The sequence below is a fragment of the Variovorax sp. R-27 genome, assembly GCF_049913215.1.
Lineage (GTDB): Bacteria > Pseudomonadota > Gammaproteobacteria > Burkholderiales > Burkholderiaceae_C > Variovorax.
Map to the genome: position 1 here is coordinate 3,880,626 of NZ_CP183984.1, position 24,928 is coordinate 3,905,553.

The 24,928-nt window shown below is 67.8% G+C and carries 23 protein-coding genes and 1 riboswitch; of the genes, 7 read left to right on the forward strand and 16 right to left on the reverse strand.

All coding sequences use genetic code 11. From position 1 onward, the window contains the following. Positions 1 to 9 precede the first annotated feature (9 nt). The 11 genes from cobN to ACN9MV_RS18240 form a co-directional block, all read right to left on the reverse strand. A complete protein-coding gene (gene cobN / locus ACN9MV_RS18190) occupies positions 10 to 4,014 on the reverse strand; it encodes a cobaltochelatase subunit CobN (protein WP_426388854.1) in 4,005 nt (1,334 codons plus the stop codon). After that, complete coding sequence (locus ACN9MV_RS18195; RefSeq protein ID WP_093073817.1) at positions 4,011 to 4,364, reverse strand: DUF2149 domain-containing protein; 354 nt, start codon at positions 4,362 to 4,364, stop codon at positions 4,011 to 4,013. The genes cobN and ACN9MV_RS18195 overlap by 4 nt, the downstream gene beginning before the upstream one ends. Then, on the reverse strand, positions 4,361 to 4,834 hold the full coding sequence (locus ACN9MV_RS18200; protein ID WP_093073815.1) for a MotA/TolQ/ExbB proton channel family protein: 474 nt from the start codon (positions 4,832 to 4,834) through the stop codon (positions 4,361 to 4,363). The genes ACN9MV_RS18195 and ACN9MV_RS18200 overlap by 4 nt, the downstream gene beginning before the upstream one ends. Then, the gene (bluB, locus tag ACN9MV_RS18205; RefSeq protein WP_426388857.1) at positions 4,834 to 5,517 is read right to left on the reverse strand and encodes a 5,6-dimethylbenzimidazole synthase; all 684 of its coding nucleotides are present in this window, start codon (positions 5,515 to 5,517) and stop codon (positions 4,834 to 4,836) included. Before bluB ends, ACN9MV_RS18200 begins: the two co-directional genes overlap by 1 nt. Positions 5,518 to 5,522: 5 nt before the next feature. Beyond that, a complete protein-coding gene (cobO, locus tag ACN9MV_RS18210) occupies positions 5,523 to 6,092 on the reverse strand; it encodes a cob(I)yrinic acid a,c-diamide adenosyltransferase (RefSeq protein ID WP_093056498.1) in 570 nt (189 codons plus the stop codon). A gap of 308 nt (positions 6,093 to 6,400) precedes the next feature. Continuing rightward, positions 6,401 to 7,186 (reverse strand): ABC transporter ATP-binding protein, encoded by a 786-nt coding sequence (locus ACN9MV_RS18215; protein WP_426388858.1) that lies wholly within the window; start codon positions 7,184 to 7,186, stop codon positions 6,401 to 6,403. Next, positions 7,183 to 8,208 (reverse strand): FecCD family ABC transporter permease, encoded by a 1,026-nt coding sequence (locus ACN9MV_RS18220; RefSeq protein WP_426388860.1) that lies wholly within the window; start codon positions 8,206 to 8,208, stop codon positions 7,183 to 7,185. Before ACN9MV_RS18220 ends, ACN9MV_RS18215 begins: the two co-directional genes overlap by 4 nt. After that, positions 8,205 to 9,083: an ABC transporter substrate-binding protein gene (locus ACN9MV_RS18225; RefSeq protein WP_426388861.1), complete on the reverse strand. Its 879-nt coding sequence runs from the start codon at positions 9,081 to 9,083 to the stop codon at positions 8,205 to 8,207. The genes ACN9MV_RS18220 and ACN9MV_RS18225 overlap by 4 nt, the downstream gene beginning before the upstream one ends. Beyond that, positions 9,080 to 9,679, reverse strand: a complete 600-nt coding sequence (locus tag ACN9MV_RS18230) for a bifunctional adenosylcobinamide kinase/adenosylcobinamide-phosphate guanylyltransferase (protein WP_097199108.1) — start codon at positions 9,677 to 9,679, stop codon at positions 9,080 to 9,082. Before ACN9MV_RS18230 ends, ACN9MV_RS18225 begins: the two co-directional genes overlap by 4 nt. Then, positions 9,663 to 11,078 carry a cobyrinate a,c-diamide synthase gene (locus ACN9MV_RS18235; protein WP_426388862.1) on the reverse strand — a complete coding sequence of 472 codons (1,416 nt, stop codon included), beginning with the start codon at positions 11,076 to 11,078 and terminating at the stop codon, positions 9,663 to 9,665. The genes ACN9MV_RS18230 and ACN9MV_RS18235 overlap by 17 nt, the downstream gene beginning before the upstream one ends. Continuing rightward, positions 11,063 to 12,979 (reverse strand): TonB-dependent receptor domain-containing protein, encoded by a 1,917-nt coding sequence (locus ACN9MV_RS18240; protein ID WP_426388863.1) that lies wholly within the window; start codon positions 12,977 to 12,979, stop codon positions 11,063 to 11,065. The genes ACN9MV_RS18235 and ACN9MV_RS18240 overlap by 16 nt, the downstream gene beginning before the upstream one ends. A gap of 87 nt (positions 12,980 to 13,066) precedes the next feature. Beyond that, positions 13,067 to 13,326: riboswitch (cobalamin riboswitch) on the reverse strand. Positions 13,327 to 13,468: 142 nt separating this feature from the next. Here ACN9MV_RS18240 and ACN9MV_RS18245 point away from each other — a divergent pair. Then, complete coding sequence (locus tag ACN9MV_RS18245; RefSeq protein WP_426388864.1) at positions 13,469 to 15,187, forward strand: ClcB-like voltage-gated chloride channel protein; 1,719 nt, start codon at positions 13,469 to 13,471, stop codon at positions 15,185 to 15,187. Between the two features lie 15 nt (positions 15,188 to 15,202). Here the strand turns inward: ACN9MV_RS18245 and ACN9MV_RS18250 are convergent, their stop codons facing one another. The 3 genes from ACN9MV_RS18250 to ACN9MV_RS18260 all read right to left on the reverse strand — a co-directional run bounded on the left by ACN9MV_RS18250 (position 15,203) and on the right by ACN9MV_RS18260 (position 17,834). Beyond that, positions 15,203 to 15,724, reverse strand: coding sequence for a RidA family protein (locus tag ACN9MV_RS18250; protein ID WP_177142339.1), 522 nt, complete (start codon positions 15,722 to 15,724; stop codon positions 15,203 to 15,205). 66 nt (positions 15,725 to 15,790) lie between these two features. Then, entirely contained in the window at positions 15,791 to 16,213 is a 423-nt protein-coding gene (locus ACN9MV_RS18255; protein WP_256216624.1) for a c-type cytochrome, read from the reverse strand. A gap of 25 nt (positions 16,214 to 16,238) precedes the next feature. After that, on the reverse strand, positions 16,239 to 17,834 hold the full coding sequence (locus tag ACN9MV_RS18260) for a flavin monoamine oxidase family protein (protein ID WP_426388866.1): 1,596 nt from the start codon (positions 17,832 to 17,834) through the stop codon (positions 16,239 to 16,241). A gap of 105 nt (positions 17,835 to 17,939) precedes the next feature. Here ACN9MV_RS18260 and ACN9MV_RS18265 point away from each other — a divergent pair, with 105 nt between their 5' ends. From ACN9MV_RS18265 to ACN9MV_RS18280, 4 genes are all read left to right on the forward strand, one after another. Next, the gene (locus ACN9MV_RS18265; protein ID WP_019652365.1) at positions 17,940 to 18,164 is read left to right on the forward strand and encodes a hypothetical protein; all 225 of its coding nucleotides are present in this window, start codon (positions 17,940 to 17,942) and stop codon (positions 18,162 to 18,164) included. Then, positions 18,161 to 18,493: a cell division protein ZapA gene (locus ACN9MV_RS18270; protein ID WP_093073796.1), complete on the forward strand. Its 333-nt coding sequence runs from the start codon at positions 18,161 to 18,163 to the stop codon at positions 18,491 to 18,493. Before ACN9MV_RS18265 ends, ACN9MV_RS18270 begins: the two co-directional genes overlap by 4 nt. 305 nt (positions 18,494 to 18,798) lie before the next feature. After that, positions 18,799 to 19,620: a sulfite exporter TauE/SafE family protein gene (locus tag ACN9MV_RS18275; protein WP_093056586.1), complete on the forward strand. Its 822-nt coding sequence runs from the start codon at positions 18,799 to 18,801 to the stop codon at positions 19,618 to 19,620. Between the two features lie 75 nt (positions 19,621 to 19,695). Further along, a complete protein-coding gene (locus ACN9MV_RS18280) occupies positions 19,696 to 20,121 on the forward strand; it encodes a universal stress protein (RefSeq protein ID WP_093056488.1) in 426 nt (141 codons plus the stop codon). A 6-nt stretch (positions 20,122 to 20,127) separates the two neighbouring features. On the opposite strand, the gene ACN9MV_RS18285 is transcribed toward ACN9MV_RS18280, so the two are convergent. Beyond that, the gene (locus ACN9MV_RS18285; RefSeq protein ID WP_426388867.1) at positions 20,128 to 21,090 is read right to left on the reverse strand and encodes a helix-turn-helix domain-containing protein; all 963 of its coding nucleotides are present in this window, start codon (positions 21,088 to 21,090) and stop codon (positions 20,128 to 20,130) included. A gap of 188 nt (positions 21,091 to 21,278) precedes the next feature. On the opposite strand from ACN9MV_RS18285, the gene ACN9MV_RS18290 reads away from it, so the two are divergent. Together ACN9MV_RS18290 and ACN9MV_RS18295 are read left to right on the forward strand one after the other, a co-directional pair. Next, positions 21,279 to 22,283 carry a carbon-nitrogen hydrolase family protein gene (locus ACN9MV_RS18290; RefSeq protein ID WP_307615182.1) on the forward strand — a complete coding sequence of 335 codons (1,005 nt, stop codon included), beginning with the start codon at positions 21,279 to 21,281 and terminating at the stop codon, positions 22,281 to 22,283. Between the two features lie 17 nt (positions 22,284 to 22,300). Further along, on the forward strand, positions 22,301 to 23,365 hold the full coding sequence (locus ACN9MV_RS18295; protein ID WP_426388869.1) for a phenylacetaldoxime dehydratase family protein: 1,065 nt from the start codon (positions 22,301 to 22,303) through the stop codon (positions 23,363 to 23,365). Positions 23,366 to 23,375: 10 nt separating this feature from the next. Here ACN9MV_RS18295 and ACN9MV_RS18300 read toward each other — a convergent pair whose 3' ends face one another. Continuing rightward, on the reverse strand, positions 23,376 to 24,914 hold the full coding sequence (locus tag ACN9MV_RS18300; RefSeq protein ID WP_426388870.1) for a malonate--CoA ligase: 1,539 nt from the start codon (positions 24,912 to 24,914) through the stop codon (positions 23,376 to 23,378). Positions 24,915 to 24,928 lie beyond the last annotated feature (14 nt).

Sequence of the window (24,928 nt, forward strand, 5' to 3'; positions counted from 1 at the left end):
TCTCGCGAATCAGGCAGTCGCCCTGCCCCGGCGCCACTGCATCAGTGCACCGAGTGCGACAAGCAGCGCGGCCCCCAACGCCACCCAGAGCCGAAGGACGATGGTCTCGGCCTTTGGCGATGGCGCGTCAGCGGGCGTCGGTTCGAGCTTGAGGCCGCTGACGGGCTGGGGGCTGTCCGGCGCTGACTCGGCTGCCGGGGTAGGAGCTGGCACGGGCGCTGCTGCGACCACGGGCTCGACCGACGGGCGCGGCTGGTGCGTAGGCGCAGGTGGCGACAACTCCGCCTGCGCGAACCGCTGCACACCCGCATTCCGCTCGAGCAGTCCGGTCGCGCGCACCGCCTCCGCATAGGCCCGTGCCAGTTCGCGCCGCGTGGCGCCATCCGGCTTCCAGTAATTCAGCCGCACTGCGTCGAGCATGCGCTCCAGCGTCTGCGCGAAGGCCGCCCGGTTATCGCCTTCCAGCCACTCGCGCGTGCCCAGCTTGTATTTGTCGCGCATATACACGTCGTGCAGCGACTGCCACTGGTCCTGCCGCACCGCCTGCGGCGCCGTGACCTGCCAGCCCCAGAGAAACTGCGCAGTCTTGAGCACCTGCAACGTGCCGCTGTAGCCTTCGGCCTTCTGCGCCTCGATCCATTGCGGGTGCAGGTAGCGCGTCTGCATCTCGCGTGCGATGGCGCCTGCGGCCGTGTCGGTGCGCACCGCACTGCCGTCGCGCAGGTTCTGCACGTACAGCGCCGGGTCCTTGCCTGTGAGCTGGCGCACGGCCTGCGCGATGCCGCCGAGGTACTGGAACGGATCGTCGTTGGTCAGCACGCCATACAGGTTGGAGCTGCGCGCCATCAGCGCCGCATCGACCTGCATGAGATTGCCCGCATAGGCGCCCGGCCGTGCGGCGCCGTCGAGGCCTTTGCCGTAGGCGTGGCCCATGCGATCCATGTAGAGCTGCGCCATCTGCGCATCGCCGCCGCCGCGCTGCTGGTTCTTCCATACGTCGCTCGCAAGCGCGGCCTCCTCGAGCCCGGCGCCATAGCTGCCCTGCTCGTTCGAGAAAACGCGCGCTGTGGACCAGCGCTGCGCCTCCTGCACCGACGCGCCTTCCGAACGCAGCCTGCGCGCCATCGCCTCGCTGTGCTGCGCGACGGCGTTGCCGGGCTCTCGCAAGGCAGCCACCTGCTGCACCGCCTCGTCGAGCCAGCGCATCACGTTGGGAAACTGGTCGCGGTAGGAGCCGGTGACGCTGATCAGCACGTCCATGCGCGACCGCTTCAGCACCGACGCGGGAATCACCTCGATGCCCATCATGCGCCCGCCCTCGTCCCAGCGCGGCTTCACGCCCATGGCGTAGAAGGCCTGGCTTTCCAGCACGCCTTGGTGGCGCGAGGCCTCGCCAGCCCACAGCGTGAAGGCGATCTTTTCCGGCGCCTTGCCGGCATGGGTCTTCGCGTGTCCGGCGATCCAGGCGTCCATCGCGGCAACGCCTGCGTCCCAGGCCGCACGCGTCGGCACCCGGCTCGGGTCGAAGCCGTAAAGATTGCGGCCGGTCGGCAGGCTGTCGGGGTTGCGCACCGGGTCGCCGCCGTAACTCGACTTCAGGTAGCGGCCGTCGAGCGCCGTGAGCAGTCCTTCGATTTCTTCGTTGTGGGCGAGCACGGCATCGAGCTTCTGCGCGCGTTGGGCCAGCGACAGCAGACTTCGCTGTTCGGCCGGGGTCTTGCCCATGGCACTCGCTGCCTGCGCATCGGTAAGCGCGAGTTCGACCCAGCGCGCGGGCCGCGAGCCGGCAACGCTCTTCGCATCGATCAGAAAAACCTCGTCGATGTCTTCACCCAGCGCCTCGACCAGAGGTTTGCCAAGGATCTGCAGGATCGTCATGCGCCGGCGCTGCGCATCGGGCGCCTGCCCGAAGGTCGCCAGACCCAGCGGCTGCGCGGTCTGCGCGAGTTCGTCGAGGTACGGATGCAGCACCGCGATGAAGCCGGCGAAGTCCGCGCGAATCCGAGCGGGCGTCCAGTTCAGGTCGCGGTCGTAGTGCTGCTCCACGAACTCGGCCGTCAGCTGCTTTTCCATCGCCGTCTTCACCGGGCCGGGCGACAGCGTCTCCCAGTCGTGCATGCGCTCGTGCATGGCCTGCACGCCGGGCCGAAAACCGGCGGGCGCGAACATCGGCGTCGAATGGCTCACCATGGTCGCGCGACCGCGGCGTTTGGCGGTGGTGGCCTCGCCGAGGTTGTCCATGATGTACGGGTACACGTTGGGCAGATCGCCGAGCGCGAGCAATGGGTCGTCCTGTACCGACAGCCCGCGCTCCTTGCCCGCCGACCATTCGACCGTGCCATGCGTGCCCACGTGCACCACGGCGCTCGCGCCGAACTGCGTGCGCAGCCAGAGGTAGGTGGCGAGGTAGCCGTGGCTCAGCGGAATGGCCGAGCGGTGGTAGACCTGCTCAGCCTTGTCCGCCACCTGTGTGCCGGGCTCGAAGCGCGGCGGCTGGCGCAGCACGACGACGTTGCCGAACTGCACGCGCGGGATCACGAAGGCCTGCTCGCCCGCGACGGGGCGCAGCATGGTCGACTTCTCAGGCGGGCCCCAGTAGCTCTCGATGCGGCGCTGCGTTTCCACCGGCAGCGACCGGAACCATGCGAGGTACCGTGACAGCGGCATCGCATCGGCCAGGTTCTTGTCGAGCAGCGGCTGCAGCTCGTCGCCCTGCCCCGTCGGGTAGTAGGCCCTCATCGTCGCCTGCACTTGCGCGATGAGCGCGTCGGCGCCCGGCAGTTCGGTGCGGTAGCCGGCGGACTTCATTGCCGCGAGCATGTTGCTCACGCTGCGCGGCACGTTGAGGAAGGACGCGCCGAAGTTGGCTTCGCCCGGTGGGTAGTTGTAGACCAGCATCGCCACACGGCGGTCCGCGGCCGGCGTGCGTTGAAGCCGCAACAACACAGCCGCCTTGTCTGCCACAGCATCGATCTGCGCGGGCAACGGCTGCAGCGTGCCAGCCGCTGCGTCGCGGGCGCTCACGAGCATCGGGTCGGTCATGCCGGCCAGCTCGCTCGGGCTGTAGTAGGCAGCAATGTCGGTTTGCGACAAGCCATCTTTGCTCTGCGTCCATTGGGTGGCGTCCATGGCCAGCGAGGGCAATGTCTGCAGCACCGGCACGCCGATGCGCTCAAGCTCGGCCTTGCGCTCGTTCGGGCTGAAGACCAGCGAGGCATTGACGATCGCATCGGCCACGCGCCGATCACCGGCGCGCGTCATGCGAATGAACAGGTCTTTCTGCTGGCGCGGACCGTAGAAGGCATAGGCGCGCAGGCCACGCCGTTCGAGCGAGGCGATCAGCGCATCGAGCCAGCCGGTGTCGTCGCCCGTCACGGTGGCGCTGTTGATGGCGATGGCGACCGTGCCGCTGCTGCCGGGCAACCGTTCGATGGCGGCGATGTCGGTCTCGATGCGCGGCCAGCCCGGGTGATAGAGGCCGGCCAGCGGCAGCGGCACGGGGTCGGGCAGGCCATCGAGCTTGCCGGGCTGCTCCAGGGCCTTCATCGCCGCGCCGAGATTGGCCGCGCCCGAGAAGCGCCAGTACTCGCGCAGGCGCTGCGCCCATACGGCATCGACACCGCGCTCGGTCACCAGCGGCGCGGCAGTGGAGGCTTGCCCCTTGGCCACCAGCGCGAATTCGCCGATCAGCACATACGGCGCAGTGCTTCGCGAGATCGTGTCGCCGAAGCGCGCTGCAGCAGCCTGCGCGACGCTGATGTGCGGTGCATCGATGACGAGCAGACGCGCCCCTTCGAGCGCAGCAGTCAGCGTCTCGGGCGAGTCCTGCGACGCCGAAACCACCTGCAACGGCAACCCGGCTTCACGCGCCGCAGCCTCCAATCGAACCACCCGCGCCGGCGAAACCAGCGAGGTGCTCAGCACAACGATGCGTCCACCCGCAGGCTGGGCCTGTGCCGGCGCAAGAAACCCCAGCACCGCCACCAAAAGCCAGAAGAAGAAAACCCGCGTCACTTCCCGCCCTGCGCCGGAACAGCATCCGCCGGCACATAGACCATCGTGCCGTCTTTCAACCGCCAGGCAGTGCCGGCCTTCTCGCCATCACCCTGCCCCGTCGCGCCGCTGGCCTTGAAGCGCGTGATCTTGCGGCCCTCGCGCGTGACGATCTCCATGTTCGGCTGGCCCTCGTTGCGGATGATCGTCACCTTGTCCTGCGCGAAGGGGTTCATCGGGTTGTTGATGACCGCGATCATCAGCATGCCGATCACCACCATGAACACGTCGATCAGGTTGATGGTCGAGAGCACCGGATCGTCGTCATCGCTGTCCAGGCTGCTCAGAATGGAAAACTGGCGGCGGCTCATGAAAGCCGGTCCCGAGCATCGAGCACCGACACCAGCTCACGCATCAGCCAGCGGCGCCGCACGGTATAGACCACGAAGGTGATCGAGGCCGAGGCCAGCGCCACGATCACGCTCGCGAATGCGGGCGCCAGGCTCTGCGCCACGCCCTGCGATTCGCCCGAGGCCACGGCGACGAGCGCGGGGCCCATCGGGATCATGGTGGCGATCAGCCCCAGCATCGGCGCCACGCGGCTGCACAGGCGCACGCCTTCGAGCTGCTTGAGCACGACCAGCTCCATCTGCTCCTGGCTGGCCTGCGCATGGCCCTGCAGCACCAGCGCGCGCGATGGGTCGCGGCGGCGCTGCAAGTATTCGATGCCGAACGCGCCGAGGCAGTACACGGCATAGACGAAAGACAGCAGCACGCCCAGCGTCACCGGCCAGAGGAACAGGCGCGCAAGCTCGAAGAGAACGGTGTCGAAAGCCAGCATCAGGTGGGCTCCACGGGAGACGGATGGTCGAAAAGGTCCGAAGGCCGACCCCAGCCCTCGTCGAACACCAGCGACGCGAGCGGCTCGCGCTTCGCCCAGCGTTCGCGCTGCAGCATCGGCTCTTCGTAAAAGCTGTACACGGGCCCCAGGCACAGCAAGGCGATGGGCTCCGCGCCTTCAGGCAGGCCGAGCAGCACCGACACCTCGGCCGGATCGAACAGTGACACCCACCCCACGCCCAGCCCTTCGGCACGCGCCGCGAGCCAGAGGTTCTGGATGGCACAGGAGGCCGAGGCCAGGTCCATCTGCGGCAACGTGCGGCGGCCGAACACGTGCTTCTCGCGGCCCTCGGCCAGCGTCACCACCAGCAGCTCAGCCGCGTCGAGCAGGCCCTGCACCTTCAGGCGCATGAACTCGTCTTCGCGCTCGCCGAGTGCCCGAGCGGTCAGCACGCGCTCCTGCTCGACGACACGGTGCAGTTGCTGCCGCAGCGCTTCGCCGCGAATGCGGATGAAGCGCCACGGCTGCATGAAACCGACGCTGGGCGCGTGGTGCGCCGCGTCGAGCAGCCGGCGCAGCACCTCGGGCGCGACCTGCCCGCCCGCGAAGTGGCGCATATCGCGCCGCTCGTGGATGGCGCGGTAGACCGCCCTCACCTCGTCGACCGCGAACGCATGTGCCATCACGCTCAATCTTCGATGCCGCGTTGTGCAGGAATGCCGGCCTTGAAGGCGTGCTTGACGAGCGTCATCTCGGTCACCGTGTCGGCCAGTTCGATGATCTCGGGCGGGCAGCGCCGGCCGGTGAGCACCACGTGTACATGCTTTGGCCGCGCGCGCAGCGTTTCGAGCACGCCTTCCAGAGGCAGCCAACCGTAGATCAGCGGATAAGTGATCTCGTCGAGCACCACCAGGAAGAACTCGCCCGACAGGATCGCGGCCTTGGCCTTCTCCCAGCCGTCGCGCGCCAGTTGCCCGGAGCGTTCGAGGTCCTGGCTCTTCCAGCTGAAGCCGTCGCCGAGCCCTTCGATCGGAATGCCAATCTGCTCGAACATCCGGTGTTCGCCGAAGCGCGCGGTCGGCACTTTCATGAACTGGTAGATCTTCACGGCCTTGCCGCGGCCGTGGGCGCGCAGCGCGAGGCCGAAGGCGGCGGTGCTCTTGCCCTTGCCGTCGCCTGTGTTGACGATGACGAGGCCTCGGCGTTCGCCTTCTGGTTTCTCGTATGGCTTTTCGCTCGGGGGGGTCTCTATTTGCATGGCTTTTCCAGTTCAGTTTCGGGGCTGTTGTTTCGGGGTGCGTGCGAATGACACCGGGTACTCCCCTCCGCGAATGTCCCCCGCCTTCGGCTCCTCCTTTATTTCGCTGCGGGGAGCACCCGGTGCCATTCGCACATAGACGCAGCTCTCATGCTGGCGGTTCGACCGCAGCGCCCGACGATCACGTCGATGGGGTACCTTGCGCAGCGAAATAAAGGAGGAGGCCGCAGGCCGGGGGACATTCGCGGAGCAAGGTACCCCGTCGGCGTGATCGCGCCCCCAACAACGCACCGAAAACACAGCGCATCTCATAACGGCAACGCAATCCATTGCTCAGCCACCCGATGCACCCGAATGCGATGGTCGAACACCTGCTCCAGCGCCGCGTGCGTGGCAGGGTCGCTGCAGCCGCCGTGGTGCACCACCCGGCCGCGATCCATCACGACAAGTTCGTCGGCCGCCAGCGCCATCGGCAGCTCGTGCAGCACGCTGATCACGGTCTTGCCTTCGGCAACCAGCGCGCGGGCGGTCTGCATCCAGTCGGCCTGGTGCGGCGGGTCGAGGTTGGCAAGCGGTTCGTCCATCAGCAGCAGTTCGGCCTCGACAGCGAGCGCGCGCGCCAGTAGCACCCGCTGACGTTCGCCGCCAGAGAGCTGACCCAGCGGGCGGTCGCGCCAGTCCCAAGCCTGCGTACTGCGCAGCGCGCGCTCCACCGCCTTGCGGTCGGCCTCGCTGGGGGCGGCCAGCCAGCGCTGGTGCGGCAGGCGGCCAAGCATGGCGACGTCATAGACCATCAGGTCGTCGGCGCTGCCCTCGCCCGTGCCGCTCTGGCCGAGCCAGGAAAGGCGCTGGGCGCGGATGCGCGCCGGCACCTTGTTCTGCGCCTCGCCGAAGAGCCGCACCTCGCCCCGGTGCGCCAGCAGGCCCGCGAGCGCCTTGAGCAGCGTCGACTTGCCCGCACCGTTCGGGCCGACGATGCTGGTCCAGCGGGCCGACGACAACGCCAGATCGATGTCGTGCAGCACCTCGGTTGCGCCGAGCGTGGCACTTACCTTGTGTGCTTCGAGAGCGGGTGTGTTCTGCCGGCTGCTCATGCCACGCCACTCCGCGCGCCGCGCCGGTGCATCAACCACAGCAGGTAGCTGCCGCCCAGCGCGGCCGTGAGCACGCCCACCGGCAGTTCCTGCGGCGCGATCAGCCAACGCGCCAGCAGGTCGGCCGCCATCAGCAGCAGCCCGCCCATCAGCGCCGACAGCAGGATCAGCCGCGCGTGCGTGGTCTTGATGGCCGAGCGCACGAGGTGCGGCGCCGCGAGGCCGACGAAGGCGATCAACCCGGTCTGTGCCACGGCTGCGCCGGTGGCCAGTGCCAGCACCACGACCAGCGCCGCGCGCATCGCGCCCAGCGGCAGGCCGAGGCTGCGCGCGGTGGCCTCGCCGAGCGCGAGCCCGTCGAGCACCGGCGCCAGCGCCCAGGCCAGCAGCAGGCAGACCGCGCCGACCATCGCCATCACCGCGCAGGCACTCCAGCCGACGAGGCCGGTGCTGCCGAGAATGAAGCCCTGAATGGCTTGCAGGATGTCTGCCGAGGCGATGGTGATGAGGTCTTTCGCCGCGCCGAGCACCACGCCGACGATCACGCCGGCAAGCAGCAGGCGCAGCGTCTGCTGCACGCCCCGCGCCAGCATCAGCGTGAGCATTACCGCCAGTACCGCACCGAGAAAGGCCGCGCCCGTGAGCCCGAGCCGCATCACCCACTGCGCGCTGGCGGCCGAGCCGCCGAACATCAGCAGCGCCAGCGCCACGCCCAGCGAGGCGCCCGAGGCGCTGCCCAGCAGGTACGGATCGGCCAGTGGATTGCGGAACAGCCCCTGCGCCACCGCGCCCGCCAGCCCCAGCAGCGCGCCCGCCAGCCACGCGCCAAGCGTGCGCGGCAGGCGGATGTCCCACACGATCTGCAGTGCCACCGGGTCGTGCCGCGCCGCGAGCAGGCTTTCGAAACCGGTGCTGCCGATGCCCAGGCCCAGCACCATCAGCGCAGCGCCCGCCACCAGCAGGCCTGCGCCAAGCAGCAAGACGCGGCGCAGATGGACCGTGTGCCTTCGCGCTGCGTTCACCGTTTGCCTCCCTTGTCGGCAAGGCACTGCGCCATCAGGCGCGCGGCCTCGTCCATGCGCGGGCCGGGGCGCACGAGCACGTCGGACTGTTCCGCGCTGAAGCGGCAGATGCGGCCCTCGCGCACCGCACGGATGCCGGCCCAGCCGGGGCGCTGCTCCAGCCCTTGCGCGCTGCGCACGCTGACCATGATGAGGTCGGGGTTCGCCCGCACCACGTACTCGGGGTTGAGCTTGGGGAACGGGCCGAGCGAAGCCGGCACGATGTTCCTCACGCCGAGCCGTGTGAGCGTTTCACCGATAAACGACGACTCGCCCGCCGCATACGGCGCGCTGTTCACTTCGAAGTACACGCGCATGCCCCTGGCGCTCGCGGGCACCGACTGCGCGGCGGCCGACACGCTGGCATCGATCACGCGCCAGACCTTCGGCGCTTCGTGCGTGCCGAGCACCTGGTCGAGCTTGTCGAGCACGCGCTGCACGTCGGCATGGCTCTTGGGTTCGAGCACCAGCACCTTCAGGCCCAGCGCCTCGAGCCGCTGCGTGACGCGCGACGACTTGGCAAGCAGCACCGCGTCGGGCTTGAGCGCGACGATGGCCTCGACGTTCGGGTCGATCCCGCCGCCGAGCTGCGGCAGCGCCTTCACCTGTTCGGGCGAGTTGGAATAGCGGTCGACACCCACCAGCCGGTTGCAGGCACCGAGCGCACAAATCGATTCGGTGAGCGACGGCAGCAGCGAGACGATGCGCTGCGGCGGCTGCGGCAGGCTCACGGACACGCCGCGCTCGTCGACCACATCGAAGGCGTGCGCGGCCAGCGCGAACAGGGCCAGACCGAGCGCGGCCAGCGGAGTGCGGATCGTCTTTTTCTTCTTCATGCAGCAGGCGCTTTCAGGCTCAACGGCAGGCCTGCGGCCATCAGGGTGACGCGGTCGCAGGCGGCGGCCACGTCCTGGTTCAGGCGGCCGAGCGCGTCGACGAAGGCGCGCGTCTCGCGGCCCAGCGGAATCACACCCAGGCCGATCTCGTTGCCGACCAGCACCACCGGCCCGCGCGCCTCGCGCAGCGCGACCAGCAGCATGGCGATGTGTGTCGCCGGAGTACGCGTCACGGGGCGGGCGTCTTCGGAGTGAATCGGCATCAGCAGGTTGGTGAGCCACAGTGTGAGGCAGTCGACCACCACCAGCGTCTCGGGCGTGCTCTGCGTGACGACGGCGCGCGCGAGTTCGATCGGCTCCTCGATGGTGCGCATGCCGGGCACGCGCTCGGCACGGTCGGCCTGGTGGCGCACGATGCGCTCCAGCATCTCGTCGTCGTAGGCCTGCGCGGTGGCGATCAGCACGGCGCGGTGCGTGCGGGAATCGGCCGCGAACCAGTCGATCGCGCGCTGCTCGGCGCGGCGCGACTTGCCGCTCTTCTGGCCGCCCAGGATGAACTCGTGCTCGACGGTCTTCGGCTTATTCGATTGCGGCATGGCTCTCCAACTCGATGGGCATGGCGCCGAAAAGGCGGGCCGTGGCTTGCGGACTGGAGGCAAACCACGCGTGGAAATAGCTCGCGCGCACCGGGCCGTGCACGTACAGCGCCTCGCCGCCGCGTGCGCCCACGGGCTGCGTCGCGCCGGGCCTGGCAGTGAGCGCGGCGGGCGCCAGTGGCGTTTCGCAGCGCGAATAGTGGAAGGTGTGTCCGCGCAGGGTGTGGCTGCCGAGGGTGAGCTGTTGCGGACCAAGGCCGGCGAGCCGCTTCTGCATGGTCACGCGGCCCGGCAGCAGGCCCCAGAGGCGGTGGACCTGCGCGTCGTCTTGCGTGGCCAGTTCGTCGAACAGCGCCATCATGCCGCCGCACTCGGCCCAGACCGGCTTGCCCGCAGCGGCATGTGCGGCGAGCGATTCGCGCATCGGCGCGCAGGCGGCCAGCGCTTCTGCGTGCAGTTCGGGGTAGCCGCCGGGCAGCCAGACCGCGTCGCATGCCGGCAAGGCATCGCCTGCGAGCGGCGAGAAAAAGGACAGCCGCGCGCCCAGCGCCGTGAGCACGTCGAGGTTCGCGGGGTAGATGAATGAAAAGGCCGCATCGCGCGCAATGGCGATGGTGCGGCCAGCCAGCAGCGGCGGCACGGCTTCTGCCTCGCCGGAAGCGGGTGCCTCGAAACGCACCTGCGGCAGTTGACTGGTCTGCATCTGCCCGAGCGGCGTGGCGGCCAGCACGTCGGCCGCCGCGTCGAGCCGCGCCATCGCATCGCCGAGTTCGGTAGTGGCGACGAGCCCCAGGTGCCGCTCGGGCAGCGTGAACCCCGCGTCGCGCGGCAAGGCGCCAAGCCACTGCGAGGGTTCGCGCAGCGCGTCTTTCAACATGCCCGCGTGCCTCTCGCTGGCCACGCGGTTCGCCAGCACGCCGGCCCATGGCAACCCGGGCCGGAAGTTCTGCAGCCCGTAGGCCAGCGCGCCGAAGGTGCCCGCCATGGCGTGCGCATCGATCACCGCCAGCACCGGCAGGCCGAAGCGCTCGGCCAGGTCGGCCGCGCTGGGCGTGCCGTCGAACAGGCCCATCACGCCTTCGACAATCACCAGGTCGCACTCGGCCGCCGCGGCGCGCAGGCGCGAGCGGCAATCGGCCTCGCCGGTCATCCAGAGGTCGAGCGAATGCACCGGCGCGCCGGTGGCCAGCGCCAGCCAGTGCGGGTCGAGAAAGTCGGGCCCGCACTTGAAGGCTCGCACGCGCCGCCCCTGGCGCGCATGCAGCCGCGCGAGCGCCGCGGCGACGGTGGTCTTGCCCTGCCCCGAAGCCGGGGCAGCCACCAGCACCGCGGCGCACGAGACTGCCGCGGCACCGGCGGTGTCGCCTGGTTGGGTAGCTTGGCTTAGTGAGGCGTCCACTTGAGACCGACGTACGCGGTGCGGCCGGCATTGGCGTACAGCCGCGCGAACTGGTAGTCCTTGTTGCCCACATTGTCGACGCGGGCCACGAGGTTGAGGTCTCGCGTGATCTGCGTGCTGGCCGACAGGTTCAGCACGGTGTAGCCACCGAGCTTGATGGTGTTGGCCGCGTCGTCGTAGCGCTTGCTCGAGGACTGCACCTCGGCGCCCAGCGTCCAGCCGGCGACGCGCCAGTCGGCGCCCAGGGTGCCATGGCGCTTGGAGCGGCGCGCGAGCAGGTTGCCGGTGTCGGCGTCCTTCGGGTCCTGCACGTCGAGCGAGGCGCGCAGCGTGACGTCGCCCAGGCGCTGGCTGGCCGACAGCGTGGCGCCCTGCAGGGTGGCACGGTTCACGTTGGTGTAGCAGCCGAACGTCGAGGCACAGCCCGTGGCGGTGCCGACGAAGTTGATCAGGTTGCGCACGCGGTTGCGGTACACCACGATGCCTGCGGTGGTGCCGTCCTTGGCGTAGTTCATGCCCAGCTCGACGTTCTGGCTGCTTTCGGGCCGCAGCGTGGACACGCCGTATTCGCTGAAGCGCTGGTACAGCGTGGGCACGCGGAAGGCGGTGCCAGCCGATGCCGTGAAGCGCAGCGACGGGGTGATGGCGTAGCCATAGGCCGCGCTGCCAGTCGTCTTGCCGCCGAACTCGCTGTCCCTGTCGTGGCGCACATGCAGCTGCAGCGAATGCAGGCCCTGCACGAAGCCGTAGCCGAGCGAAATGGCGTCCTGCGAGCGGTCGCGCGACAGCAGCTTCGACGAGGTGGTGGGCGCGTTTTCGAGCGCGTCTTCGCGGCGCTCGAGGGTGGCCGTCACCAGGTGCGGGCCGAAGCGGAACTCGTTCTGGAACAGGTAGCCGCGCAGGTTGGTTTCGGTGCGGTAGAACGAAGGCTGCGTCTTGTAGACCGACTGCGAATCGGTCACCTGCACGCGGGTGCTGTAGATGTCGTTCCACTTGGCCGACCAAGTCAGGCCGGCGGTACGCAGCGTGTTGTTCGACAAGTCGTCGCGGAACAGGATCGGCGGCTTGGTCCTGTAGGAGACGGTGGCGTCGTAGCCGGCCTTGATGTCGCTGGTGAGCAGCGTAGCCTCCAGGCGCTGGTCCGGCGTGATCTGGAAGCCCAGCTTCACGTTGCCCGAGGTGCTGTTGTAGCCGTCGCGGTCGGGGCTGGTGTAGCCGTCTTTCACCACGTTGCGCTTGCTTGCGGGCTGCACGTTGTAGCCCTTGCTTTCCTCATGCGCCACGCCGAACGAATAGTCGAACAGGCCCGACTTGCCGCTCACGCCGCCTTCGATCTTGCGCAGGCCCTTGCTGCCGAAGCCGATGCCGGCGTAAGGCGACACGCCCTCTTCGCCACGCTTGGTGAAGAGCTGGATCACGCCGCCCACGGCGTCGGAGCCATACACCGCGGCGGCCGGGCCGCGCAGCACTTCGATGCGGTCGATCTGCGAGAGCGGAATGCCTTCCCAGCCGGCGCCGCCGGTCGATTGCGAGTCGATGCGCACGCCGTCGAGGTACACGGCCGTGAAGCGCGTTTCAGCGCCGCGGATGAACAGGCTGGTGGTGTTGCCCACGCCGCCGCTGCGCGAGATCTCGATGCCGGGCAGGCGCGCCAGCACGTCGGCCACGCCGGTCGCGCCGCTGCGCTCGATGGTCTTGCGGTCGATGATGGACACGTCGCCCACCAGGTCCGACAGCGCCTGCGGCGTGCGGTTGGCCGTGACCACCGTTTCGCCCAGCGTGGGGGCGTCTTGTGCATGGGCCAGGCCACCGAAGGCGGAAGCCAGCGCCAGCGGCAGGCAGGCATGGCGGAGACGGCGCGCAGGAGCGCGGCCGCGAGAAAAGCAAACGTGGGAAATCATGAATGAGCCGAACGAACGTCAATACCCCTCGCCGGCCTCCCCGCCGGCGCCTGGGCGCCATGGCCGCCCCATGCACAGATCACGCATGCGGCAGCCGCCTTGTTGGCCGGTATCCGGGCTGGCAGAACGGCCCCTCACCGCCTTCCCAGGCGCCTGTTTCAGGGCACCCAGTGGCTTCGATGGAAAGGGGTTGGCGCCTTGCGGCGCCGTCTGCTTGACCGTTGCGGGGGCAGCGCAGGCGGCTTCGGCCTTGTTCCGTCCTGATGAGGTCGGGGGCTTCCACTCCTGCTTCCCGTTGAACTGCGCCGTGCGAACCACGCCGCGAGCACCAACGGGCGGGATTTTATGCCAGTGACTTGGCTCGCCCCCAGGCTGCGCGCACTTCGTGTCGCTTCTCCTTCCCCCTACCGGGGGCAACACCTGAGGCCCGGCAAAGCCGGTTCCTCGGTGTTCCCGCCTGGGTGGCGCTCGCAGCTAACATCCCAGCCCATGATGCGGCCCGCCTCGGTAGTTCTCAATCTTCGTTCGGCGCTGCAGCGTGTCTTCGGTGTCTCGGGCTGGCAATCGATGCTGCTGTGGTCCATCGTGGCCGGTTTGCTCGGCACGCTGGCGACCGAACTCTTCCGCGCGGCGCTCTATCACTTCGAGCATCTGGTGCTCGGTCCCGGCGAAGGGCTGGTGGCAATGGCGAAGCACCTGCCGTGGTGGGCGCGCATCGCCTGCCCCACGCTGGGTGGACTGGTGGCCGGCGGCCTGCTGGTGCTGGCGAAACGCGTCGCCTTGCGCAGCGCCGCCTCCGACTACATGGAAGCCATCGTGCTCGGCAATGGGCGCATTCCGGTGGCGCAGACGCTGGTGCGCAGCGCCTCGTCGCTGGTGAGCATCGGCACCGGTGGTTCCATCGGGCGCGAGGGCTCGATGGTGCAGCTGGCGGCGCTGGCGTCGTCTCTGCTGGGGCGGCTGTTCCGCTTTCCGGTCGAGCGGCTGCGGTTGCTGGTGGCCTGCGGCGCGGCGGCCGGCCTGACCGCCGCCTACAACGCACCCATTGCCGGCGCCTTCTTCGTCGCCGAGATCGTGCTGGGCTCTATCGCGATGGAAAGCGTGGGGCCGATCATCATTGCCTCGGTGGTCGCCAACGTCGCGATGCGCGCCCTGCCCGGCTACCAGCCTCCTTACAAGATGCCGGCGTTCCCGGAGATCCACGGCACCGAGGTCGTGCTGTTCTGCGTGCTCGGCGTGCTGCTGGGCTTTGCGGCGGTCGGCTTCCTGCGCGCGTTGCAGGGCAGCCGTGCGCTGTTCTCGCGCTTGCCGGTTGCGTTGCCGTGGCGGCTGGCGTTGGGCGGGCTGGTGATGGGTGCGGTGTCGGTGCCCATGCCCGAGGTCTGGGGCAACGGCTACAGCGTGGTCAATTCGGTGCTGCACACCCCCTGGCCGTGGACGCTGATCGCGATGGTGCTGGTCGCCAAGGCGGTCGCCACGATGGCCACGGCCGGCTCGGGCGCGGTGGGCGGCGTGTTCACGCCGGCGCTGTTCTTCGGCTGCATGGTCGGTGCGCTGTTCGGCCTTGGCGCGCAGGCGCTGTGGCCAGCGGCCACCTCGGCGCCGTTCGCCTATGCCATCGTCGGCATGGGCGCGTTCCTGGCGGGCGCCACGCAGGCGCCGCTGATGGCCATCCTGATGATCTTCGAGATGACGCTGAGCTACCAGGTCATGCTGCCGCTGATGGCGGCGAGCGTCATCGCGTATTTCGTCGCGCGCTCGGCCAATGCCGGCTCGATGTACGAGATCACCCTGCACCGCAACGAGCAGCGCGACACGCAGATGCGCCTGCGCGGGCTGCACATGCGCGACCTGGTGCAGCCGGCCGAAACGGTGGTGGGCCCGGAGGCGGACCGCGAGGCCATGAGCAAGCTCTTCCTGCAGCACCCGGTGAAGTACCTGTACGTGGTGGATGCGGGCAACCGCTACCTCGGCGTGGTGCCGCTTTCGGCGCTCGGCACGGCGCCAGCGGAAACGACCGCGGGCGCCCTGCTCTCGCAGGCCATCCAGCCGCTCACCGCCGACACCGGGCTGGGCGAGGCGCTGCAGCGTTTTCTCGATCACCTGGGCGAGCGACTGCCGGTGATCGAGAGCGCCGGCAACCCTGTGCTGCTCGGGATTGTTGCCAAGAGCGCGCTGCTCGCCACCTACGTGCGGCTGAGCGAGTAGCGCAGCACTGCTTTTTTACTTGGCGGGACGCACCGCCATCACCTCGATCTCGACCAGGTAGGCCGGGTTGGCGAGCGCCGCTACCTGCATCGCCGAGCGCACAGGCAGCCGGGGCTGCGCGGTGGTGCCGAAGAACTGGGTATAGCCCTCCATGAAGCCGGCGAAATCCATCTTGTTGTCCTTGGCCGGATCGCCGACGAGAAACACCTGCATCTTCACCACGTCGCCCATCGTCAGGCCCAGGCCTGTGAGGCTCTTCTCGATGGCTTTGAGCACGCCGACGGTCTGGCCCTTGGTGTCGCCGCCATAGGCCGCCGCGCTGTTCTTGGGCGCGGTCGCGTCCTGCAGCGGCGGCACCTGGCCCGAGAGGTAGACGTTGGTGAACGAAGACGGCACCTCCACCGCCGCCGAGATCGGGAAGGTGGAGTTCGGAATGCGGTGGCGAATGATTTCATCGGCCGCATGGGCGGCGCCGGTGCCGGCTGCGAGCAGTGCGGCGGCGAGCGCCAGCTTCTTCGTGATGGAGGTCATGGTCATGCGTGTTGTCTCTCTGCTGGGGTGGATGAAGAAAGGATCTGCCAGGTATCGAAAGAAGAAGGCCGATCAAGGCCGCAGCTTCTTGACGCTCTCCGCCGCAATGGCGTCAGGATATTGGTTGCCGAAATGGGTGCGCGCATAGCCGACCACGGAAGCGATCTGCTCGTCGCTCAGCATCTTGCCAAAGGCGGGCATGCCTTTCTGCCCGTTGATCACCACGTAGAGTGGGTATTCCGCGCTTGCGAGCCGCGGGTTCGAGGCGAGCGCCGGATAGGCGCCTGCGCCCTTCGCCCCTTGTCCCTGCGCCATGTGGCAGCCCTGGCAGGTCGCGCGGTAGATCGCCTCGCCCGAGCTCTCCTGGAATCGGGGGCCGACGGAAAAGACGGGCTCCGGCGACTGCGCGAAAGCGGCCTGGCCGGCCACCGAGGCCAGCGCGCCCAGCGAAAGGCCGAGCAACGCGCGCTTGAAGGTCGTGATGTTGTTGTTCATGGTGGGTGTGTCCTTCACTCGGCTTTCACGCAACGGCGCGGGCATGCAGCCGCTGGATGGCGTCGAGCGACGAGAGCAGTGCGCCCTCCTGCCAGGCCGGAATGTAGGAAGCGTGCTCGCCAGCCAGCGCGATGCGGCCGTCGACCTGGCACAGGTTCTTGTAGTGCTTCTGGCGCGTCTCGTCGGTCCACATGCCGTAGCAGCCGTGCGTGCCGGGCACGCGGTGCCAGCCCACGGAAATGCCGTTGTCGAATTCGCTCGCGTACTGCGGATGCAGCTGCGTGCCGAACTCGACCGCGCGGCGCACGCGCTCCTCGGGCGCCATGGCGGTGAATTCGTAGGAGTTCGGGCCGTCGAACACGTAGGCGCCCAGCACCACCGACTTGCCCTTGGCGCCATAGCGCGTCGAGGGATACGAAATGCGCGAGATCGGCAGGTCTGTGTAGCTGATGCCGCCGTAGATGTGTTCGTCTTCTTCCCAGAAGCGGCGCTTGAACTGCAGGCCCACCTTTACTGATGCGCCATAAGGCACGGCGTTGATGGCCTCCTGCATTGCCGAGCCCACCTGGATGTCGATCTGGCTGAGCACCGACAGCGGAATGGTGCACAGGCACCAGTCGGCCTTGGCCTGCGTGACCGCGCCGCCCTTTGATGCATCGGTGTAGGTGACCGTCACGCCGCGGTCGTTCTGCTCGATCTTCGTGACCTTGGCGCCGTAGCGGATCAGGCTGCCGACCTCCTTCTGGAAGGCCTTGGCGATCATGTCCATGCCGCCCACGGGCTGGAAGATCGCGCTCTGGAATTCGTAGTCTTGCCCGCTGGCGATGTAACGCCAAAGATTCGATTGCAGCAGCTCGCTCATGTCGAGCGGCTTCGACGGCTTGGCCAGCGGCATGAGGCCGCCGCCCGCATCGACTTCGTAGCCGCGGCGGTCGCTGCTGATGGTGCCTTCGAGATAGCGGAACTGCGTGTCGAGCGCGCCCCAGCGGCGCAGGCCTTCGAGCAGTTTCTCTTTGTCTTCTTTCGTCAATGCCGCGTCGAGGTTGCCTTGCGTCGTGGCCTTGCCGAGCAGCTCGGCGACGTAGCCCTGGTAGTCGGCCTGCACGTGGCGGTAGCGCTGCGGCTTGCCGCCGTAGGCCTTGCTCGAATGCACCAGCGCGTTGTAGTTGACCTGGACGAAGGGCTCCAGCGCCACGCCCAGCCGCTTGCAGTAGCCCAGCACTGCATGGTGGTGATAGGGAATGCGCCACGGCCCCGGATTGAAGTACTCGCCCTTGGCGAAGCCGCATTGCTGCACGGCGCCACCCAGCTCGGTGAAGGTGTCGCCGCCGCGCAGCGTCCAGCACCGGCCGCCCGCGCGATTGCTGAACTCGAGGACCTTGACCGAGTAGCCTGCGTTGCGCAGTTCGAGCGCGGCGGCCATGCCGGCCAGGCCTGCGCCAAGAACCAGCACCGACGCACCCTTCTTTGCGCCATCGAGCTTCGGTGGTCCGCTGTAGTTGGATTCGGCGGCAAAGCCCAGCGAGGTCATCGCCTGGTACATCGCGCCGCCCCCTGCGGTCTTGCCGATGAGCGTAAGCAGGTCGCGCCGACTGAATAAAGTGTTGTTCTTCGTGGTCATTGACAGGCTATTGGAGTTTGAAAGGCAACTGGAAGGCAGCAGAATCCATGCCACGCCCAGGCACCGCCTGGGGGCCGCTTCCTTGGGAAACTACAATCGCCAACCATGCCCGCCTCCAGCCCTATCGATCAGATCGCCGAGCGTGTTGAACGACTGCTTGTGCGTCACGAAGAGGTGCAACGCACCAATGCGCTGCTGCAGGAGCAGGTCGATGCGCTCACGCGCGAACGCGACGCCCTGAAGTCGCGGCTCGTTGCGGCACGCACGCGCCTCGATGCCCTGCTCGAACGGTTGCCGGCTGAACCACCCTCCGAAGACTCCCCCGCATGAAGCAGATTGAAGTACAGATCATGGGCCAGAGCTATCTGCTCGGCTGTCCCGATGGCGGCGAGGCGCAGCTGCGCGAAGCCGTCGAACGCGTGGACGCAGCCATGTGCAAGATCCGCGATGCCGGAAAAGTCAAGGCCCGTGACCGCATTGCGGTGCTGGCTTCGCTGAACCTGGCGTTCGACCTCGCCGCGCAGCAGGCCGCTGTTGTCGCAGCGCCCGCGGCACCAGTTGCCACTTCGGCTGCAGACAGCGTCGAAACCGACGCGAAGGCCACGCAGCTCATCCAGAAACTCGATCAGGCCCTGGCTGGCGATGGACATTTACTCTGAATAAGGCTGGCACGAAGACGGACGAGGCGTAAAATCCAGTCCGTCTGCAGACTGTGTCGGGCTTAATATTTCCTTGTTCCAATGCTCTCCGGAGCCGGGCTTGGTACATCGCTCGACGGGCGTGATCATCTCGCGTCAGATGAACCCGAAGTCCTGCTGCCCTCGCCCACCTGAACCCTGGTTCAGGATGCGGGTCCGGCACATCACCTGCAGACACCTTTTCCTGCCACGGCCCCCTGCATCCATTGCTCGGGGCCGTTGCTTTTTCCAGCCCCTCACTTCTCTTGCGTGACTTTCCCGTGAATATCGCTGCCCTGCTCGACCCTCTCCTGATCGCCGAACTCGCCGCTCTCGGCCTCGGCACCGGTTTTCTCGCGGGCCTGCTGGGCATCGGCGGCGGCATGCTGATGGTGCCGTTCATCACGATCATCATGGGCCATCGCGGCGTGCCGGCCGACCTCGCGGTGAAGATGGCAATCGCCACCTCGATGGCGACGATCATCTTCACCTCGGTGTCCAGCGTGCGCGCGCACCACCGGCGCGGCGCCGTGCGCTGGGACATCGTGCGGCGGCTCGCACCCGGCATCGTCATCGGCAGCCTTGCTGGCAGCCTGGGCGTGTTCTCGCTGCTCAAGGGCACGGCGCTGGCCATCTTCTTCGCGCTGTTCGTGGGCTTCTCGGCCACGCAGATGTTCCTCGACAAGAAGCCCGCGCCCACGCGGCAGATGCCGGGCACGGGCGGCCAGCTCGCGGCGGGCGGCGCGATCGGCTTCATCTCCGGCCTCGTGGGCGCGGGGGGTGGCTTCATCAGCGTGCCGTTCATGACGTGGTGCAACGTGTCCATTCACAACGCGGTGGCCACCAGCGCGGCGCTGGGCTTTCCGATTGCAGTGGCGAACGTGCTCGGCTATGCGGTCAGCGGCCAGTCGGTGCAAGGCCTGCCGGCCGGCTCCTTCGGCTATATCTGGCTGCCCGCGCTGGCCGTGATTGCGCTGTGCAGCGTGTTCACCGCACCGCTGGGCGCGAAGGCGGCGCACAGCCTGCCGGTGAAGAAGCTCAAGCGCGTATTCGCGAGCATCCTGTACCTGCTCGCGGCCTACATGCTCTGGAAGGGCCTGCACGGCTGATCTGGCCGGGCAAAGCCCTTCGGGCCTGAGGTACGCCCCGTTGCGGTGCGCGGAGCCGCGCCGTATAAGGGTTTCATGAAAATCCTCATCGCCGTCGATGGCAGCGCCTACACCCGCAAGGCGCTCGACTACCTGCTTGCCAATCGCGCCATGTTCGTGGACGGGCATCAGCTGGTGGTGGTGCACGTGTGCACCGGCATCTCGGGCCATGTCGCGCGCCACCTGAGCAAAGAATTGGTGACGGACTACTACGCCGAGGAAAACGCCAAGGTGCTCGACCCGGTGAAGGCGCTGTTCGCCGAGAGCGGCGTGAGCAACTACACGATCGACTCGCGCCACGGCCATGTGGCCGAGGAAATCCTCAAGTCGGCCGCGGCGGCACAAGCTGGGCTGATCGTGCTCGGCACCCATGGCCACGGCATCTTCGGTCGCGCACTGATGGGCTCGGTCGCCACCAAGGTGGTCGCCGAAACCAACACGACGGTGATGCTGGTCCAGTAGCCCTTCTTACTGCATGCGCTGCTGCCGCCATTCGCGCGGCGAGCAGCCGAAGCGCTCGCGGAACGCGCGGCTGAAATGCGCCGCGTCGTTGAAGCCGCGGCCATAGGCAATCTCGGCCACCGGCCGGCCCGCGAGGCGCGGCTCCAGCAGGTCGCGGCTGCACGCCTCCAGCCTGCGCTCCCAGATGTACTGCGACGGCGTCAGCGGCTCGCTCCTGAACACGCGGTGGATGTGGCTCACCGACACGCCCAACCCCGCCGCCAGCGTGCCCACCGACAGCGACGGGTCGGCCAGCTGCTCGTCGATGAGCCGCTTCACGCGCGCGAGGTGATACGCCGTGAGATTGCTGAGCGACGGCGCACTCGCCGCGGGCAGCGTCTGCAGCCCCGCCACCAGGATGTTCTGAACGCCGTTGGCCACAGCAAGCGCCGACGCGGGCTGCAGCGTGTCGATGTCTTCGCGCAGCGTGTGGATCATGCCCAGCAGCAGGTGCCCCGCGCCCGCACGGCCTGACACCGTGGTGGCCGTCAGCGCCTCGGTGTCGCGCAGTTCGCTGCGCAGACGTTCGCCGGGCAGCTTGAGCACGATCTGCTCGAAGGACTCGTCGAACAGCAGCTGATAAGGCCGCGTGCTGTCGTACAGCGCGAAGTCGCCGGCCGCGAGCACGGCGTCGCGGCCGTCCTGCCGCACCACGCCACGGCCGCGCGCCTGGATGCTCACGAGAAAGTAGTCGTCGCTGGAGTGCGAGATGTGCCCCGGCGTGCGCATCACCTTCTGCGGGCTCGAGGTGACGACCGACACGTCGAGCCCGGGCAGCGCGTGCTGGCGGATGCTGCCTTCGAAATCGCAGGTATCGCCTTCGCGCACCGGATCGCAGCCCAGTTGCACGTAGACGTTGCAGATCATGTCGGTCCAGTAGGCAAGCCGCTGGTCCCGCGGGACGGCGTCGGTGCTGAGCAACTGGGTCATCGGGGGGTCCTCGGAAAGCCTTGGCAACAAGGGCATGCAACGCTGGAACAAGAACGCCGCCAATCCGGGTCAAGGCGTTCCGGCGGCGCGAATTTACGCTTCAAGCAACCCGCATGCCACAGCGCAAACCCGGTGCGCCGTAGGTGCGGAAGACGCCTCGTTACTTTCATTGCATCTGGAGAACCACCATGCCGACCACCGTCCACCCCAAGCTGCGCGTTGCCGCCGTACAGGCCGCCCCCGTGTTCCTCGACCTCGACGGCACCATCGACAAGACCATCGACCTGATGGCGCAGGCCGCGAAACAGGGCGTGCAGCTCGTCGCCTTTCCCGAAACCTGGGTGCCCGGCTATCCGTGGTGGATCTGGCTCGATTCGCCGGCCTGGGGCATGCAGTTCGTGCAGCGCTATCACGACAACTCGCTGGTCGTAGGCTCGGCCGAGTTCGACCGCATCAGGGAGGCAGCGCGCAAGCTCAAGATCTGGGTTTCGCTCGGCTACAGCGAGAAGGCGGCGGGCAGCCTCTACATTGCGCAGGCGCTCATCGACGACCAGGGCAACACAGTGCAGACGCGGCGCAAGCTCAAGCCCACGCATGTGGAGCGCACGGTGTTCGGCGAAGGCGACGGCTCAGACCTCGCCGTGGTCGAGACGGCGCTGGGCAACATCGGCTCGCTCTCGTGCTGGGAGCACCTGCAGCCGCTGAGCAAGTACGCGATGTATTCGCAGAACGAGCAGATCCATTGCGGCGCATGGCCGAGCTTTTCGCTGTACCGCGGCGCGGCCTACGCGCTGGGCCCCGAGGTCAACAACGCCGCGAGCCAGGTGTATGCGGCCGAGGGCCAGTGCTTCGTGGTCGCGCCCTGCGCCACCGTGTCGAAGGCCATGAGCGAGCTGATGTGCACCGACGCGGGCAAGCAGCAGATGCTGCGCACTGGCGGCGGCTTTGCGCGCATCTACGCGCCCGACGGTTCACCCCTGGGCACGCCGCTGGCGGAAGACGAAGAGGGTCTGGTCATCGCCGACATCGACCTCGGCATGATCTCGCTCGCCAAGGCGGCGGCCGATCCCAGCGGCCACTACTCGCGGCCTGACGTCACCCAACTGCTGCTCAACAAGACGCGCCGCGAACCCGTGGTGGTGCAGCACACGCCCGAGCCTGAAAGCAGCGTGCCCGAGCCGGTCGCGGCCTGAACCCAAGGAGGCACGCCATGGAATCCGCCATTGCCGAGCATCTGAAGTGCCCTCGCACGCGGCACCGTCGCGTGGAAGACGACTACACGCCGCCCTACCCCGTGTGGTCGGCCCGTGCGCCAACATCGGTGAAGCAGGTCGTGATGGGCTACTTCGGCGTGCAATCGCGCGGCCCCGAAATACAGGGCCGCGCCTGCGCCGCGCTGATGAAGATCGCCCGCGACTTCGCCCTGCCCGACGGCCCGGGCCACCATGACATGACGCACTACGTCGATGCCGACGGCTTCGACAACATGGTCGCCATCGCCTACTGGAGCGACGCCGCGGCCTACGCACGCTGGTGCGCCACGCCCGCAATCGATGCCTGGTGGCGCTCCGACGATCGGCTCAACGAAGGCCTCGGCTACTTCCGCGAGATCGCGTCGCCGCGCGTCGAGCACTTCGAAACCATGTTCAACACACCCGACCGCTTCGAGGGCGTCGGCGTGGTCATGGGCGAGGTCAGCGGCGAACTGCAGGAGCACGGCTACTGGGGTTCGATGCGCGACCGCATCCCGCTCTCGCAGACCGATGCGATGGCGCCTTCGGGCACGCGTGCAGTGATTGCCGGCACGCCGGCTCCGGGCCAGCGCGTGCGCATCGCGGGCCACGAGAACATCGCAATGATCCGCTCCGGACAGGAATGGACCGACACCACCGGGCAGGAGCGCACGCTCTACCTGGAAGACATGGAGCCGGTGCTGCGCGAGGGCATGGACTTCCTGCGCGACCAGGGCCTGCCCATCGGCTGCTACAGCAACCGCTATATGCATCACCTCGACGCGCAAGGCGCACCGCTGCAGAAGTCCTTCGGCCTGAGCTACTGGCGCTCGCTGGCCGACATGGAGCGCTGGGCCGAATCGCACCCCACGCACGTCGCAATCTTCGGCAGCTTCATGCGCTATGTGCAGGCGCTGAACTTCCAGCTGCTGCTGCGCGTGTACCACGAGGTGTCGGTGCTCAAGGCCGACGAGCAGAGCTACGAGTACATCAACTGCCACGCGCGCAGCGGGCTGATGAACGGGCTGGCGCCCGTTGCATGAGCCGATTCGATCAGGCCGCGAACAGCGCCTTGTGCTCCGCGCGCAGCAGCGCCTTCTGCACCTTGCCCATCGCGTTGCGCGGCAGTTCCGGCACGACGAAGCAGCGCTTCGGAATCTTGAAGTTCGCGAGCCTGGCCTTCAGGTCGGCCACGATGGCCTCGGCATCCAGCGAAGCACCTGCCTTCGCGATGACGATGGCCACGCCCACCTCGCCGAAGTCGGGGTGCGGCACGCCGACCACCGCGCTCTCGGCCACGCCGGCCATCTCGTTGATGTAGCCCTCGATCTCGGCCGGGTACACGTTGTAGCCGCCGCTGATGATCAGGTCCTTGCTGCGCCCGACGATGACGATGTAGCCCAGGCCGTCGATCTTGCCCACATCACCCGTCTTGAAGAAGCCGTCGGAGGTGAACTCTTCCTTCGTCTTCTCGGGCATGCGCCAGTAGCCCGCGAACACGTTGGGGCCGCTGACCTCGATGTTGCCGATCTCGTCGGTGGTGCAGTCGCGGCCGCTGTCGTCGCGCACGCGCAGTTGCACGCCCGGCAGCGCAAAGCCGACAGTGCCGCCGCGGCGTTCGCCCTGTGCGGCGGTGTAGGGGTTCGACGTGAGCATGACCGTCTCGCTCATGCCGTAGCGTTCGAGAATGGTGTGGCCGGTACGCTCGCGCCACTCGTCGAAGGTTTCGATCAAGAGCGGCGCCGAGCCCGCGACGAACAGGCGCATGTTGCGCACCGCCTCGCGCGTGAGGCCCGGCTCGGCCAGCAGCCGCACATACAGGGTGGGCACGCCCATGAACACCGTGGCTTCGGGCAGCTTCTGCACGACGCGCTTCGGGTCGAACTTCGAGAACCACAGCATCTTGCTGCCATTGAGCAGCGCGCCGTGCAGCGCGACGAACAGGCCGTGTACGTGAAAGATGGGCAGCGCGTGGATCAGCACGTCGCCTTCGGTCCAGCCCCAGTAGTCCTTCAGCACCTGGGCGTTCGACAGCAGGTTGCCGTGCGTGAGCATTGCGCCCTTGCTGCGGCCGGTGGTGCCGCTGGTGTAGAGGATCGCGGCCATGTCGTCGGCCTTGCGCTGGGCCGGCGTGTGCTGGTCACTGCATTGCGCGGCAATTTCGAGCAGCGTGCCGGTGCGGTCGTCGTCCAGCGTGAAGACGTGCTGCGTGCCCGCCGCGTTGGCGATCGGCCCCACCCACGACGCATTGCGGCTGGTGCACACCACCACGGCCGGCTCGGCGTTGCCGATGAAGTATTCGATCTCGGCGCTCTGGTAGGCGGTGTTGAGCGGCAGGAACACATAGCCCGCGCGCAGCGTGGCGAGGTACAGCAGCATGGCCTCGACAGATTTCTCGACCTGCACCGCGATGCGCGCGCCCTTCTCCAGCTTCAGCGCATCGAGCAGGTTGGCGATCATGGCGCTGGCGCGCTCGACGTCGCGCCAGGAATAGAACAGGCCGTTGTCGGTTTCGACGGCGATGCTGTCGAGATCGGCTGGGAAAGCCGCGCGCAGGGCGGCGAACAGGTTGGCGTTGGCGGTCTTCTTCATCTGACGGTTTCTTA